This window comes from Marinobacterium sp. YM272 (genome assembly GCF_050908845.1).
Taxonomy (GTDB): domain Bacteria; phylum Pseudomonadota; class Gammaproteobacteria; order Pseudomonadales; family Balneatricaceae; genus Marinobacterium_D.
In genome coordinates, this window is record NZ_CP194171.1 from 1609812 (window position 1) to 1624095 (window position 14284).

The following is a 14284-nucleotide window of genomic DNA, read 5'->3' on the forward strand; positions in this document are numbered from 1 at the left end:
AGAATAGTGCTAAAGGGGCGCACGGGCGTGCCGGGGTATTTGTGCCAGATGGCTGAGTATCGGGCCCGGGCGTGATGATGTAGTGACGGGCCGGTGTAAAGTAAATATAGATAATGTAATATACATTACACTATTGATCTGAGTCCAGTAGCGATGGGGACTCACCGGTATAACCGATATACTTGGCACTTTGTCCGCTTGTGGCGGGAATCCGTGGGGAGATATGAGCAGTTCCGAGCAGTGTAGCGATACCCAGAAGTTGACGCCGAAAGGGCGTGAGCGCCAGCGGCGGATACTGGATGCGGCCCGCGAAGTGTTTCTTGAGCAGGGGTTCGAGAACGCCAGTATCAGCGAAATTATGAAACGTGCAGGTGGCTCGATGAGTACCCTCTACCGCTGTTTTGGCAACAAGCTGGGCCTGTTTGAAGCGATGACGCAGCAGGCGACCAACGACCTGTTCGACAGCGTTGATGACCGTGTCGTCTGGGATGAGGATCTGGAGAGCGGGCTCAGAAGCTTTGGCCGTCGTTTCATTGAACATATCAGCAGACCGCAGGCGATCGCGCTGTTTCGGCTGGTTATCTCCGTCAACGGTGCGGACCGTGAAGAGATTCAGCGGATTTTCTACGCCAACGGACCCGAACGGGTCAGAGCCAGGCTGACTGAATTCTTGCAGACTCAGGCGCAGCAGGGGCATCTGCGGGTCGATAGTTGTGAGCTGGCCGCCTGCCAGTTTATCGAGCTGATCAAGCAGCCCTGGCATCAACAGGGCTTGTTCGGTATCCAGTTTCCAGCGGATCTGCCGGAGAAAAGTCTGGAGCAGGGCATTGAGATGTTCCTCAATGGCGTGGCGGCAGATCGACAGTGATCGGAAAGAAAAAAGGCCGGTGTGGTATCACCATCCACCGACCTGGGAAGAAACTGTTAATCAGGCGAGTCTAACAGTAATAGAAGAACTGTTGAAACCGATTGCTGCGGTTAAAATCGGGTTGCTGAATCTAAGTTACTGACGCGTTTTGATACTGATTAAATATCAATCAATCGTCATGAAGAAGTGTAAAAAAATTCACCAATAAAAAGACTGACAAGCGGCCTCTCGGGCGCTTACAATGCGCCCCGCTTCTGACCAATTGACCAGATTCCTGGTCCAGTTGCTTAACGCCCCCGACCGGTGATCCGCCGGCGGGTTTACATCCAGAGAAACTCTAATGCAGTGCGTATCCTTTGATGCGTTTCGTGCACTCGGCTTGCCCGATGTCCGCTATATCAAACCGGAGTATATGTTCCGGCACAAGGCGGAGATCACGGATGCTGAGTGGGTGCTTTTTCCCGAGTACTGGCAACTCGGCGGTATCCTTTATGGTTTAAAAGGACGGATCTTCCCCAGTCTTGCGACCTATTTGATCGGTCACGACAAAGTGGAGATGAGCCGGGCTTTCGAGATGGTGGCTCCCGGGAACACACCCTGGACCCTGATCGAACCAAATACCGAAAGCGGTGCGGAACGTATCTGGTCACTTATGCCCTTGCCATTTGTCGCCAAGCTGCCAAAGGCGTCGATGGGGCAGGGGGTATGGCTGATACGCTCGTTACAGGACTGGAATGCCTATCGTGCCCGGACCGATGTGCTGTATGCGCAGGAATGGTTACCGATCGACAGGGATCTGCGGATCATTGTCGTTGGTGAGCGGGTGGTCGGTGGCTTCTGGCGATTGCAGGGTTTCGATGGATTTTTGAACAACCTGTCACAGGGTGGCCGCGTGGACGGTGAGACACCGATACCCGAGGCCGTGATAGAGCTGGCGCTGCGTCTGGCGAAGACGCTGGAGATCAACCATGCCGGCTTTGATATTGCGATGGTTGATGGCCATCCCTATGTGCTGGAGTTCAACCGCCTGTTCGGGAATACCGGTTTGCCGGGGCTGAACGGGAAAGTGGCAGAAGCGATAAAAGCGTATTTGATCGCAGAGGGTCAGTCTGACGACCCGGATGACGATCCGAAAGAACCCACTCCACCTTTGAAGGTAGCTGTATGAACAACATCTTTTTCCAGGCGCTGAACAAAGCGCTGCGTCAGTCCGTCAACACCTGCGTCAACCGTCGTGCTCAGCTGCTCGCTGAGGAGGTCCGCCGTGCCGATCGTAATGCAGTGGAGTTCGAGATGGTGCGGAAGCAGGCCAAGAGTAGCGGCCAGGTTCAGACTTTCGGCCAGGCCAACGCCATGTGATCCAGCTGTAGCGCTTCCCGCCTGCAGCAGCTGATCAAGCCCCGGCTGCAGGTAGCAGCCAGGGGCCTGTTCACTCTTCACCGCATCCACCAGCCAGCACTCCTCCTGACCTGACAGATAATCGATCAGAGCGACCCCCGGTCGATCCAGCGCAATCAGTTCCACATCAGGCCTGTCGCCAAGTCTGGCGGACAAACGACTTATCAACTCCCAGCCCAGGCGGTCATCACCACTGGGAGAGCCGATTCCGATAATCCTCAGGCGGGCGTTCATCCTCTATCGAGCTTTAAGCGCAGAAAGTGCGTGGCGCATGAGATGCAGGGATCGTAGTTGCGGATCACTTTCTCACAGTGAAGCCTGAGCTCGTTTTCGTCCTGATCCAGTCCGAACGCCTGCAGTGAGTGATGCAGATCCTGCTCGATTCGCGCCTGGTTCTGGCTGGTAGGGGGGACGATACGTGCCGATCGAATCAGTCCTGCGTCATCGGTTTCGTAACGGTGCCAGAGCAGTCCCCGCGGCGCTTCTGTCATACCGTAGCCGATACCCGCTTTGGGCGTTACCTCGGTAAAGGGGCGCTCCGGCAAGCGGTAGCTGCCACTGATCGCCAGCGCCTCCTCAATGGCGATCTCGATCTCCACCGCCCGGGCGAGCATGCTGTGAAACATGTTGTCGCTGGGAAAGCGCAGCCCCAGGCGTTCAAGCCTTGTTACCAGGGCGGCGGGGAGTTGTGCGGCGTTCAGATTCACCCGTGCCAGCGGGCCGACCAGATAGGGCTTGTCCTCAAGCAACGACCAGAGCGCGGTGGAGTGGGGGGCATGTTCCTCGCGGAAATGCTGCTCCCATTCTGTCGAGTCGATGTCGAGGCCGGCTGAGCTTACCAGGCGACCGGTGTGGAACGGATACTCGGCCTCATGCTTTAGCGCCACCGAGACAAAGTCGTCGGTCACGTCGGGCATCGGCAGGGTGGCGCACCAGTCGGTCAGCGCCTGTGCCTGCGGACGCAGAGCCAGCAAGCGTTCATGTAGCCGGGCCATTGCGTCCACGTCCGGCGCATGGTGAAAACCGCCCACACGGGCTCCCACTGGATGTACCGAGCGTCCGCCAAACAGCTTGATCAGATCATTACCCAGCGCCTGCAGCGCGAGTCCCCGTTGAGCCTCTTCCGGGTGTTTTGCCGCCATGCCGATCACGCTGTCGAAGCCCAGGTAGTCGGGCAGGGCCAGCAAGTGGATATGCAGCGCATGACTCTGTATCCATTCGCCGCAATAAAACAGCCGGCGCATGCGCTGGACCCAGTCGGATGGTGTCAGATCGAAGGCCATTTCGAGCGCCTGCACGGCACTCATCTGATAGGCCACCGGGCAGATTCCGCAGATACGGGCGACGATATCCGGCACCTCGTGCCAGGCGCGGCCTTCCAGAAATTTTTCGAAATAGCGTGGTGGTTCAAAGATCGACAGCTGCAGCTGCTCGATCCGGCCCTGCTCGATTTTCAGGGTCAGAGAGCCTTCACCTTCGACCCGGGTCAGCGCGGGCACGTTGATCTGGATGCGGCGCTTATTTCCCATCCTCATCCTCCCCGGCAGTGCGTGCGGCAAGGCCCGCCCGGTTGAACGCCTCGCTGGCGCTGTTGATCAGCAGAAAGCGCCGCGCTATCGCTTCGGGTACCAGCCCCATACCGGCGAAGCGCCGGCTCAGGCTCGCCGTATTGGTGTTCTCTGCGGGACCGTAACAACCATAGCAGTCACGGCCGAAACTCGGGCAGATTGCACCGCAGCCGGTGCGTGTGACCGGCCCCAGGCAGGGCTTGTCCTCGGTGACCATGACGCAGACCTTTTGCTGGCGCTTGCACTCCAGGCACAGCTTTTCGGAATCGTCGAAGGGCGGCACACCGAACAGCAGCGAGTTGATGGTGGCCACCAGCTGGCGGCTGTTGATCGGGCAGCCCCAGAGCTCATAGTCCACCCGGACTTCAGAGGCGATGGGCCGTGCATGTGTGAGGGTATCGATAAACTCCGGCCGGGCGTAGATCGCGTCGCGCCACTCATCGTGCTTGTCATCCAGGTTACGCAGCGCCTGCAGTCCGCCGGCGGTGGCACAGGCGCCGATGCTGATCAGGTAGCGGCAGTTGTCGCGAACCTGATGAATCCGCTTCACCTCGTCGGGTGTGGACAGGCTGCCCTCGACAAAGGCGATATCCACCGGCGTGTCGGGATCGTCCAGTCCCGCTTCAAGAAAGTGGGTCAGTTTGACTCTTTGTGTCAGCGTCAGCAGATCACCGCCCAGATTCAGAAACGCCAGTTGGCAGCCGTCGCAGGAGCTGAATTTATGCACCGCAATGCGGGGATTTTCGTCAAAGGGTTTCATTAAAATCCCCTTGTTCCGAGCAGGTCGCGCACCCGCGGGTAGTTGAAGACCGGACCGTCGCGACAGATAAAGGCGGCGCCGAACTGGCAGTGGCCGCAGTGACCGACGGCGCACTGCATGTTGCGCTCCATGCTGAGCCATATCCGGTCTGCATCCAGGCCCAGCTCGATCAGTCGCTCCGCTGAGGCCCGCATCATCGGCTCGGGACCGCACAGAAAAGCGATGGAGCGCTCCGGTTGCAGCTTCAGTTTATCCAGCAGGCCGGTGACCATGCCGGTGTGCCATTGCCAGCGGCTATCCGCCTGGTCCGCGGCCAGTAAAACCTGGGTGTCCGGCTGTTCCGACCAGTGTTCGTACTGTTCGCGCCAGATCAGATCATCGGCATGTTTAACCCCCTGTACCACCGAGATATGGCCGTAGTACTCACGCTGGCGCATCAGGTCATGGACCACGGATACCGCCGGGGCGCAGCCCAGCCCGCCGGTGATGATATGCAGATCCTGGCCGCGGGCACGCTGCATCGGCCAGCCCTGACCGTAGGGGCCGCGCAGCCCAAGCCGGTCACCGGGCTGAAGCCTGACCAGTGCCCGGGTGACCCGGCCCACGGCGCGGATGGTGTGATCGAGCAGCAGTGTCTGGTCGAGAAACCCCTGGGGACCGGATTTGATCGAGATCGGCACCTCGCCCACACCGTACAGGTAGAGCATGTTGAATTGTCCCGGCGCGCAGTAAAAACGGTGGCGTGCATCAGCGTCGGTCAGGCGCAGACGCAGGGTGACAATGGTGGGCGTTTCCTGGATCCGCTCCACCACTTCCGCTTCCATTGGCAGATAGGGGTTCACGGTCATGGCTGCTTAGCCTCGGCACTACAGATCGCCGCCAGCTCCTCGGTGGGATCGATTCCCACCGGGCACCAGGCGATGCAGCGTCCGCAGCCGACACAGCCGCTGCGGCCGTATTGTTCATGCCAGCTGCCAAATTTGTGCGTCAGCCACTGGCGGTACCTTTGCGAGGTTTCCTGGCGCAGCGTAATACCGTGGAGGTAGCTGTGCCCCGGGGTAAAGCAGGAGTCCCACTGGCGCTCGTGGGCTGTTTTCAACCCCGAAATATCCGGCACGTCATTTTCACTGTGGCAGAAACAGGTCGGGCAGACCTGGGTGCAGTTGCCGCAGCTGAGGCAGCGTTCGGCGACCTCCTGCCAGCGCGGGTGCTCCAGGTTGTTGAACAGGTTCTGCTGCAGATCCCCTTCGGGTAACTGTCGGGATTGCAGCCCGGCGGCATCAATCACCTCATCCCGTGCTTTGGCATACTGCGTCGCATCGCCCTGGTCGACATCCAGCCGGTGCAGCAGTGTTTCGCCTTTCAGACTGCCGGAGGTGACAAAGTAGCCGGTGTCGGTTTCGTACAGCGACAGGTCGAAACCCTCTGTGGCCTCGGGGCCGTCGCCGGTTGCCGCGCAGAAGCAGGTAGCGGCCGGATGGGTACAGTGCACCGCCACCAGGAACAGGCGCCGGCGCCGGGCGCTGAAGTACGGGTCGCTCTGGGCACCCTGAAAGTGCTGCTCCTGCAGTCGCAGCGCGGACAGATCACAGGCACGTACACCAATGACGGCCAGCGGCTCGGTTTCAGTGGGGGCTTCGTGAAAGCGCAGTTCGCCGTTTGCGGTGACTTCTGAAACCCAGAGCGTCTCGCGCGGCGCAAAGGTCTGGGGTTTCAGTGCCTGGGGGCCGTTGGCCCAGCTGAAATGGCGAGGTGAGTCGGTTTGCTGCAGGCGATAGTGACCCGGCGCCTGGGTTTGCTCTATACCGCTTGGGAGTGAGTCGATGTGCTCGATGGTCTGAAACAGCAGGGCGCCATCCTTGATCTGGGGTGCCACGCAGCGGAAACCGTCCCGCGTCAGCTCTTCCAGCAAGCTCTGAAACCGCTCCATCGGCAGGAAACCCGGTGTTTCCATCGCAACTCACTCCTGGGTGTTAGTGTTTTTATTATTACAGTTACTTGAGAATCTGCAGCGGAAATCGGCAATAGATTATTCCCACATAAAATAGAAGGTTGTGCGCGTCACGACAAGTTGGAGTCTTGCCGCGGGTTGGGGCCGTTGCTAATATTTTTTTGCCCACTTTGACTTGGTTTACTCCCGGGTCTTCCACATATTGCCGTTGTAGCTCAGCTGGTAGAGCAGCTCACTCGTAATGAGCAGGTCGGAGGTTCGAGTCCTCTTAACGGCACCATCTGGCTTAACCTCTGCCGCTCATCTTTGTGTTATCCAGGCAATATCAAGCTGGTTAGTAACTGCAATCCACTGAGCTCGTCGCTTCTCGAGGTATTTGCGATACCGATATATGTCATCCGGTCAAACGATTTTTACGATGTCAGCGCTCCGAGTAGCCTGTGAAAGTCGCAAAGTCACCCGACCTTCAGGGTGACGTTTAGATAATAGCTATCGGGGTAGTTGCGGTGTTCAAATACTTTCCAACCAATTATGTCTGGAACCTGTCGGTCGATCTGTCGATCGAGATGGGCGCCAGAATCGGTGAAATCGAAGAGATGTGCGGGCCGCTTCAGGAGGCCGCCAAGCAGCAGGATGCCGAGGGTACACGGGCATTCCGTGAAAGCTGGGAGAAGATGGCGGACAAGCTGTGTGAGCTTGCCAAAGAGGATGAAGAGCGCGGCCGGATGATCTCCGCCGGTGACAAGTACAAGCGCGCTTCCAACTACTACATCACGGCCGAACGTCTGCAGGGGCATGGCTCCGAAGGTCGCGAAGCACTCTACCAGCGTTTCCTGGACTCGTTTTTGCGCGGGATCGACCTGGCAAAAGATAACTGTGTCCGTGTCGAGATCCCCTACGGTGATTCCTTCCTGACCGGCCTTTATGTCCGCGCCGAAGGCGTCGAAGGCGAGGCGCCGCTGCTGGTGCAGGTCAACGGCCTGGATTCCACCAAAGAGATGAAGTACTTCGTTGGCATGCCCGGCTGGCTTGCCAAGCGTGGTGTGTCCTCTCTGGTTATCGATCAGCCGGGCACCGGCGAGGCGCTGCGTCTGCAGGGGCTGAAAGCGATCTACAACGCTGAGCACTGGGCTTCCAAGGTGGTGGACTGGCTGGAGCAGCATCCTGAGGTGGATGCCAAGCGGATCGGCATGGAAGGCGTCTCTCTCGGCGGTTATTTCTGTCCCCGTGCGGTGGCTTATGAGCCGCGCTTTGCCTGCGGTGTTGTCTGGGGTGCGAACCACGACTGGCGCGCGGTGCAGAAGGCCCGCCTGAAACGCGAGGGTGATTTCCCGGTGCCGCATTACTGGGAGCACGTCTGCTGGGTCTGGGGCGCCAAGGATGTCGATGAGTTTATGCAGATCGCCGAGAAGGTCCATCTGGATGGCGTTGTCGAGAACATCAAGGTGCCATTCCTGGTGACTCACGGCGAGAAGGACTCACAGATTCCGCTGGAATATGCCAAGCGCACCTACGAGCAGCTGGTTAACAGCCCGGATCGTGAGTTGAAGATTTTCACCAAGCGGGAAGGCGGGATTCAGCATGGCAGCTTCGATAACTCCGCCAACAGCGGCGCATATATCGTAGACTGGGTCGCCGAAAAGCTGGGTGGCCACACCTCATAAGCCTTGTCCACATACAGCGCTTAACAAGAATAAAGAGGATCAAGCATGAATATTATAGGACCGGACGCGCTGCTCTTCGGGGTCGATGACCTGGAAGCCTGCACCCAGTACCTGACAGATTATGGCCTGACCCCGGTCGGCGATGGCCGCTTTGAAGCGATGGATGGCACCGCCATCCTGATCGCGCCCAAAGAGGATGCCAGCCTGCCAGCCGATATGGGCAACGGCTGCCAGCTGCGCAAAACCATCTATGGCGTTGCTGATGAGGCAACCCTTAATGCCGTGGCTGAAGAGCTGGGCAAGGACCGAGAGGTTCGTCGTCTGGATGATGGTTCTATCGAGTCCGTGGACGATATGGGCTTTACTCTTGGCTTCCAGCTGACTATTCGACGCGCTTATGAAGCGCCTGCGGAAGTGGTTCACTCACCGGGTAGCGGCGCGCCCACGCGCCAGTTGAATGAACTTGGCGTTGATCCCAACGTCAAGATTACTCCGCGTTCCCTGTCACACCTGGTTTACTTTGTGCCGGATGGCGCCAAGGCCGAAGCCTTCTACCGTGATCGCCTTGGCTTCCGCGTCACCGACCGTCTGGTTGGTGCAGGTCCATTTATGCAGCCGGCCGGCACCCGGGATCACCACACCCTGTTCATGATCGAAGCGCCTGAGTTCATGCGCGGTCTGGAGCACTTTACCTTCCACTTCGGTGGCCCCACCGAGGTGATGCTCGCCGGCAGCCGCATGGTCGAAAAAGGCTACCAGTCGTTCTGGGGGCCGGGCCGTCACCAGATGGGCTCCAACTGGTTCTGGTATTTCAACAGCCCGTTCGGTGCCCGCATGGAGATGGACGCGGATATGGATCTGCACGATGAGGAGTGGGTGGCCCGCGAAATTCCGATCAGCGCGGAAATCTCCCAGGCATTCCTGTTCCAGTATCGCGAGAAGTGGATCCCGGGGCCGGGCGGAGGCAAGTAAGTTGTCCTCCAGCCGACAGCGGTTGTGTGCCGTCGGTGAGCTGCCGGAAGGGGAGTCGAGAGGCTTCGATCTGGATGGGGACGGTCAGGACGAGCTGTTTGTGGTCAATCGCGCAGGTACTTTGTACGGTTACCGCAACAGCTGCCCCCACCAGCCCGGCGCTCCCATGGCCTGGCGCAGGCACGCCTACCTCAATAAAGAGAGTTCGCTGATCGTCTGCTTTGCCCACGGCGCGCAATTCGATATTGAATCCGGTCTCTGCATCGACGGGCCCTGTCAGGGCGATTCCCTGACCGCCGTGCCCCTGTCGCAGGACCCGGATGGAAACGTCTACCTGACCGAGTAAAAGATAAAAACAACAGGAGTGTCATCATGGCAGCGGGTTTGAACAAGGTCCTCATCATCGGGGGCGGATTTTCCGGCATGTCGGCGGCGATCTCTTTTCGCAAGGCCGGTGTTGAGGTCGATCTGGTAGAGATCGACGAAAAATGGCGCCCCGAAGGCGCAGGTATTTCCATTAACGGGCCCTCGCTGCGTGCGCTTGACGAACTGGGCGTCTATGAGCAGTTCAAGGAACATGGCTACGTCAGCGAAAACTTCGATGTTTTCGCGGCCACCGGTGAGTTCGTCGTTCAGCTGCCTACACGCCCGCCGGTACATGAGCGTGAGCTGCCAGGCGGTGGCGGTATTCTGCGCCCTGCACTGGCAAAAATTCTGGCGGATAAGTGTGTAGAAGTCGGTACTAACGTACGCCTGGGGCTCAGCTACAGCGAAATTACCCAGACCGGCACTGGCGCCCGGGTTCAGTTTACCGATGGCAGCGAGGGTGAATACGATCTGGTGGTCGCCGCCGATGGCGTGCACTCCAGCGTGCGTAAAACTTACTTCCCCGATGCGCCCCAGCCCAAGCCGATTCACCAGAGTGTCTGGCGCGCCGTGCTGCCGCGACCGGCAGATGTAGTGCGTCCGCGCATGTGGATGGGCCGCACCAAGGTTGGGGTTAACCCGATCTCCGAGACCCAGATGTACATGTTCCTAACCGAAGATCGTGCCATCGATGATCGTGTGGAACCGGAAAACCAGGCCGAAGTGCTGGCAGGTCTGGTGCGCGAATTCCCGGCGCCGATGCTGCAGGAACTGGCCAATGAGCTGGATAAGCCAGAGGCGAACGTGGACTACCGCCCGCTGGCCAACCTGCTGGTGCCGCTGCCCTGGCACACCGGTCGGATCGTCATGATCGGCGATGCCGCCCACGCCACCACTCCACATCTGGCTTCCGGTGCTGGCATAGGTATCGAGAGCGCCATGGTACTGGCCGAAGAGCTGGACAAAAATGCCGATATCGAAGCGGGTCTGAAGGCGTTCGAAGCGCGTCGCTGGGAGCGTTGCCGTATGGTGATCGAGAACTCCGCGGCCCTGTGCGAGATCGAGAAGAGCGGCGGCAGCCGCGACGAGCATGCGAGCATCATGCGTGAGTCGATGGCTACGCTGGCGCAACCGATCTGACGCCATCCGCTCTTGATAAGCACCCGATCAAGAGCCCGATCAAACGCCCGGCTTCTCCCGGGCGTTGCTCCCCACAGTTTTAAGGAGACAAACAATGGCGATCAATCCCAATCGTCGTTTCGTCGATCTGTCGATCTTTCTGGAAAACGATGTGCTTTCGGACCCGCCGCCGCTGGCGCCGAAGATTACCTACCAGACCCATGAAGAAACCGTGCATGAGTTTGTGCAGATGCTGCCGGGCACCACACCGGAAGATTTTCCTGATGGCGAGGCCGCCGCTGCCGAGTGGGTCACCTGTACCACCCACAGTGGCACCCACCTGGACGCGCCCTACCATTTTCACTCCACCCAGGATGCCAAACTGGGCGAGAAAAAACCCTCCATGACCATCGACCAGGTGCCGCTGGAGTGGTGTTTTCAGCAGGGCGTGAAGCTTGATTTCCGTCACCTGCCGGATGGCCATGTGGTCTCTGCCAAAGAGGTTGAAGAGGAGCTTGAGCGGATCGGCCACGAGCTGCAGCCGCTGGATATCGTCGTAGTGAACACCCGCGCCGGTTCCCGCTACGGCAACAACGACTACGTAAACGCCGGCTGCGGTATGGGCTATGAAGCGACCATGTATCTGCTGGAGCGTGGTGTACGTCTCACCGGCACCGATGCCTGGAGCTGGGATGCCCCGTTCAGCTACACCGCCGAGCGTATCCGCGAAACCGGTGACAAAAGCCTGATCTGGGAAGGGCACAAGGCCGGCCGTGATATCGGCTACTGCCACCTGGAAAAGCTGCACAACCTGGAAGCCCTGCCGGCCACCGGTTTTATGATCAGCTGCTTCCCGCACAAGATCCGTGGCGCCTCCGCGGGCTGGACCCGTGCCGTGGCGATCTTTGACGAAGAGTGAATAGAGCAGGGAGTAAGAGATGAGCTTTCCTCCGATTCATAGGGTTGTCACCGGCCATGATGCAGAGGGCAATGCCCAGGTTGCCAGCGAAGGCGAGCTGCCCAAGGTGGTCGAGATCGAGTCGATTCCCGGCACGGTTTTCCACGAAATCTGGGCCACAGACGCGACGCCGGCAGCGGTCGATAACGGCGAAGACCCCACCCTCGGTGATCTTCAGCTGTCACCGCCAGCGTCCGGCACCCGTATTCGCATCGTCGATATTCCGCCGGATAGCGAAGAGTTTCTCGCCCGCGGCGCCGAGGCGATGGATGCGGCGTTCAGCCAGATCGGTGAAGCGGAAGCATCCACCGTGAAGGGGGATTCGCCCCATCCGCTGATGCACCGTACCGAAACGGTGGACTACGGCATTCTGCTGGAAGGTGAGCTGGTACTGGTACTCGACAGGGGCGAGGTGACCCTGAAGCCGGGCAGCGTCGTGGTGCAGCGCGGTACCAATCACGCCTGGGCCAACCGTTCCGGCAAACCCTGCCGCATCGCCTTTATTCTGGTGGATGGCCGCTACGATCCGGCGCTGGCAGAAGCGCTACAGGGCCGTTAATGCCCGGCAAAAAATAAAAATTCAAAAAAGAGAGATATACAGTATGAAACTGGCCACTCTTAATGACGGCAGCCGTGACGGACAGCTGCTGGTCGTATCCCGTGATCTGAGCCGCGCAGTCAAGGCGCAGGGCGTGAACACCATGCAGCAGCTGATGGAGCACTGGTCCGATTACGAGCCCGCACTGCAGCAGCAATATGCCCAGCTCAACAAGGGTGAACTCAGCGACACCCTGTTTTTCGATCCGGCGCAGATGATGGCGCCGCTGCCGCGTACGCATCAGTTTGTCGATGGCTCGGCGTTCCTGTGCCACGGCCGCATTATGGAGCAGGCGTTCAACCTGACCGTCAAAAACGAAGACAACCGTCCGATCATGATTCAGCGCCAGGGCGACGATTTCCGTGGTCCCTGCGAGGATTACCCGTTCCCGTCGGAGGCGGACAACGGTGATTTCGAGGGCGAAGTCGCGGTGATCCTGGACGACACGCCCATGGGCGTCACCCCGGCGGAAGCCGAGAGCAAGATCCGCCTGCTGATGCTGATGAACGATGTCAGCATGCGTGCCCATCTGTTCAAGGAGATCCAGCTGGGGTTCGGCTTCCTGCTGGCCAAGCCGGCCACGGTATTCGGTCCGGTTGCTGTCACCCCGGACGAGCTGGGCGAGGATTGGAAAGAGGGCCGTGTACATCTGAATATGAACGTATCGCGCAACGGTGAGTGGTTCGGTAACCCCAACGGTGGTGAGATGGACTTCAGCTTTGGCGAGCTGATTGCGCACCTGTGCTACAACCGCAACCTGCGCGCCGGTATGGTGCTCGGTAGCGGCACCTTCTCCAACGAGAAATACAACAAGGTGGGTTCTGCCTGCCTCGCCGAGCGTCGCGCCATCGATATGATCGAATGCGGCGAGCCGAAGACCGACTTCCTGCATTTCGGCGAAAGGCTGCGCTTTGAGATGTTCGGTCGTGATGGTCAGTCGGTCTTTGGCGCCATCGATCACCGCTTCGTCCAGGCGGATGCAAAAAGATGAAGGTGCTGGTCACCGGTGGCAACGGCTTTGTCGGTAGGGCGCTGGTTCAGCGTTTGCTGCAGGATAGGTCAATAGAGCAGTTAACCGTTGTGGACTGCACCGTCGATGGCCTGCCAGACGATTCGCGCCTGCACAAGATCAGCGGCAGCATCATCGATACCGAGGTGCTGGCGCAGGCGTTTGCCTGTAAGCCGGATGTGATCTATCACCTGGCCAGCATCCCCGGTGGTGCTGCTGAAGATAACTACGAGCTGGGGCTGGATGTGAACCTGCGCGCCACGCTGGCGATGCTGGAGCTGGCGCGGCTCCAGTCACAAGAGCTGTCACAAAATCAGCCACAAGAGCAGGGCCGTTGTCCTGTCTTCCTGTTCTCTAGTTCTATCGCCGTTTATGGCGCGCCGATGCCGGATCCGGTCACTGATGGCTCAACCATGAACCCGCTGCTGAGTTATGGCGCGCAGAAGTTGGCTGCCGAAGTGTTGGTGAAAGACTATCACCGTCGCGGCTGGATCGATGCCCGTATCCTGCGGCTGCCCGGCATCGTTGCCAGGCCACCGCAGCCGTCCGGGCTGCGTTCTGCGTTTATGAGCGACCTGTTCTGGAAACTTGCCGCCGGAGAGGCAATGGTCTGTCCGGTGTCGCCGGATGCAGTGGCCTGGTGGATGTCGGTGGGCTGTTGTGTGGATAACCTGATCCATGCCGCGACCAATCGCGATCCAGCCTGGCAGAAGCGTTGCGATTACACGCTGCCGGTACTCAGGTTAACGGTCGCCGACGTGGTAAAAGGGCTTGCCGAACGCTTTGGTGACAACCGGGCGGCGCTGGTTGAATATAAGCCCGATGAGTCGCTGGAAAAGGTGTTTGGACGTTTTCCAGAGCTGGATGCCTCGGCTGCTTTGTCAGCAGGCTTTCAACATGATGGAGATGTGCAGAGCCTGATCGGCCGCGCTTTGTATCAACAGGTGGTCTGAACAGTATTCCCGAGTATAATACTCGGAATTACGCTTGGCATAGGCTGATAACCGGATTATCGTTGATGCTTCTATCTGTTGGTTGGCGAAAGGATACAGT

At 59.0% G+C, this 14284-nt stretch carries 15 protein-coding genes and 1 tRNA gene; 11 read left to right on the forward strand and 5 right to left on the reverse strand.

What is annotated here, in order from left to right:
• Positions 1 to 223 precede the first annotated feature (223 nt).
• Together ACQUQP_RS07370 and ACQUQP_RS07375 are read left to right on the forward strand one after the other, a co-directional pair.
• Positions 224 to 868: a TetR/AcrR family transcriptional regulator gene (locus tag ACQUQP_RS07370; RefSeq protein WP_432698153.1), complete on the forward strand. Its 645-nt coding sequence runs from the start codon at positions 224 to 226 to the stop codon at positions 866 to 868.
• Between the two features lie 340 nt (positions 869 to 1208).
• The gene (locus ACQUQP_RS07375; protein WP_432698154.1) at positions 1209 to 2036 is read left to right on the forward strand and encodes an ATP-grasp domain-containing protein; all 828 of its coding nucleotides are present in this window, start codon (positions 1209 to 1211) and stop codon (positions 2034 to 2036) included.
• Here the strand turns inward: ACQUQP_RS07375 and ACQUQP_RS07380 are convergent.
• Genes ACQUQP_RS07380 through ACQUQP_RS07400 form a run of 5 tightly spaced genes read right to left on the reverse strand, consistent with a single transcriptional unit; the run spans position 1973 to position 6548 of the window.
• Positions 1973 to 2500 carry a hydrogenase maturation protease gene (locus ACQUQP_RS07380; RefSeq protein WP_432698155.1) on the reverse strand — a complete coding sequence of 176 codons (528 nt, stop codon included), beginning with the start codon at positions 2498 to 2500 and terminating at the stop codon, positions 1973 to 1975. The genes ACQUQP_RS07375 and ACQUQP_RS07380 overlap by 64 nt on opposite strands.
• Positions 2497 to 3795 carry a Ni/Fe hydrogenase subunit alpha gene (locus ACQUQP_RS07385; protein WP_432698156.1) on the reverse strand — a complete coding sequence of 433 codons (1299 nt, stop codon included), beginning with the start codon at positions 3793 to 3795 and terminating at the stop codon, positions 2497 to 2499. Before ACQUQP_RS07385 ends, ACQUQP_RS07380 begins: the two co-directional genes overlap by 4 nt.
• The gene (locus ACQUQP_RS07390) at positions 3785 to 4594 is read right to left on the reverse strand and encodes a sulfhydrogenase subunit delta (RefSeq protein ID WP_432698157.1); all 810 of its coding nucleotides are present in this window, start codon (positions 4592 to 4594) and stop codon (positions 3785 to 3787) included. The genes ACQUQP_RS07385 and ACQUQP_RS07390 overlap by 11 nt, the downstream gene beginning before the upstream one ends.
• Positions 4594 to 5442, reverse strand: a complete 849-nt coding sequence (locus tag ACQUQP_RS07395) for an FAD/NAD(P)-binding protein (RefSeq protein ID WP_432698158.1) — start codon at positions 5440 to 5442, stop codon at positions 4594 to 4596. The genes ACQUQP_RS07390 and ACQUQP_RS07395 overlap by 1 nt, the downstream gene beginning before the upstream one ends.
• Entirely contained in the window at positions 5439 to 6548 is a 1110-nt protein-coding gene (locus tag ACQUQP_RS07400; RefSeq protein WP_432698159.1) for a 4Fe-4S dicluster domain-containing protein, read from the reverse strand. The genes ACQUQP_RS07395 and ACQUQP_RS07400 overlap by 4 nt, the downstream gene beginning before the upstream one ends.
• A 201-nt stretch (positions 6549 to 6749) precedes the next feature.
• On the opposite strand from ACQUQP_RS07400, the gene ACQUQP_RS07405 reads away from it, so the two are divergent.
• The 9 genes from ACQUQP_RS07405 to ACQUQP_RS07445 all read left to right on the forward strand — a co-directional run bounded on the left by ACQUQP_RS07405 (position 6750) and on the right by ACQUQP_RS07445 (position 14184).
• Positions 6750 to 6825, forward strand: a tRNA-Thr gene (locus tag ACQUQP_RS07405).
• Positions 6826 to 7051: 226 nt separating this feature from the next.
• On the forward strand, positions 7052 to 8209 hold the full coding sequence (locus tag ACQUQP_RS07410) for an alpha/beta hydrolase family protein (RefSeq protein WP_432698160.1): 1158 nt from the start codon (positions 7052 to 7054) through the stop codon (positions 8207 to 8209).
• A gap of 45 nt (positions 8210 to 8254) precedes the next feature.
• Positions 8255 to 9181, forward strand: a complete 927-nt coding sequence (locus tag ACQUQP_RS07415) for a VOC family protein (RefSeq protein WP_432698161.1) — start codon at positions 8255 to 8257, stop codon at positions 9179 to 9181.
• 1 nt (position 9182) lies between these two features.
• Positions 9183 to 9527, forward strand: a complete 345-nt coding sequence (locus tag ACQUQP_RS07420) for a Rieske (2Fe-2S) protein (RefSeq protein ID WP_432698162.1) — start codon at positions 9183 to 9185, stop codon at positions 9525 to 9527.
• Between the two features lie 26 nt (positions 9528 to 9553).
• Positions 9554 to 10687: an FAD-dependent oxidoreductase gene (locus ACQUQP_RS07425; protein ID WP_432698163.1), complete on the forward strand. Its 1134-nt coding sequence runs from the start codon at positions 9554 to 9556 to the stop codon at positions 10685 to 10687.
• Between the two features lie 94 nt (positions 10688 to 10781).
• Entirely contained in the window at positions 10782 to 11585 is an 804-nt protein-coding gene (locus ACQUQP_RS07430) for a cyclase family protein (RefSeq protein WP_432698164.1), read from the forward strand.
• A gap of 19 nt (positions 11586 to 11604) precedes the next feature.
• The gene (locus tag ACQUQP_RS07435) at positions 11605 to 12183 is read left to right on the forward strand and encodes a cupin domain-containing protein (RefSeq protein ID WP_432698165.1); all 579 of its coding nucleotides are present in this window, start codon (positions 11605 to 11607) and stop codon (positions 12181 to 12183) included.
• A gap of 43 nt (positions 12184 to 12226) precedes the next feature.
• Positions 12227 to 13213, forward strand: a complete 987-nt coding sequence (locus ACQUQP_RS07440) for a fumarylacetoacetate hydrolase family protein (protein WP_432698166.1) — start codon at positions 12227 to 12229, stop codon at positions 13211 to 13213.
• Positions 13210 to 14184 (forward strand): NAD-dependent epimerase/dehydratase family protein, encoded by a 975-nt coding sequence (locus tag ACQUQP_RS07445; protein WP_432698167.1) that lies wholly within the window; start codon positions 13210 to 13212, stop codon positions 14182 to 14184. The genes ACQUQP_RS07440 and ACQUQP_RS07445 overlap by 4 nt, the downstream gene beginning before the upstream one ends.
• Positions 14185 to 14284 lie beyond the last annotated feature (100 nt).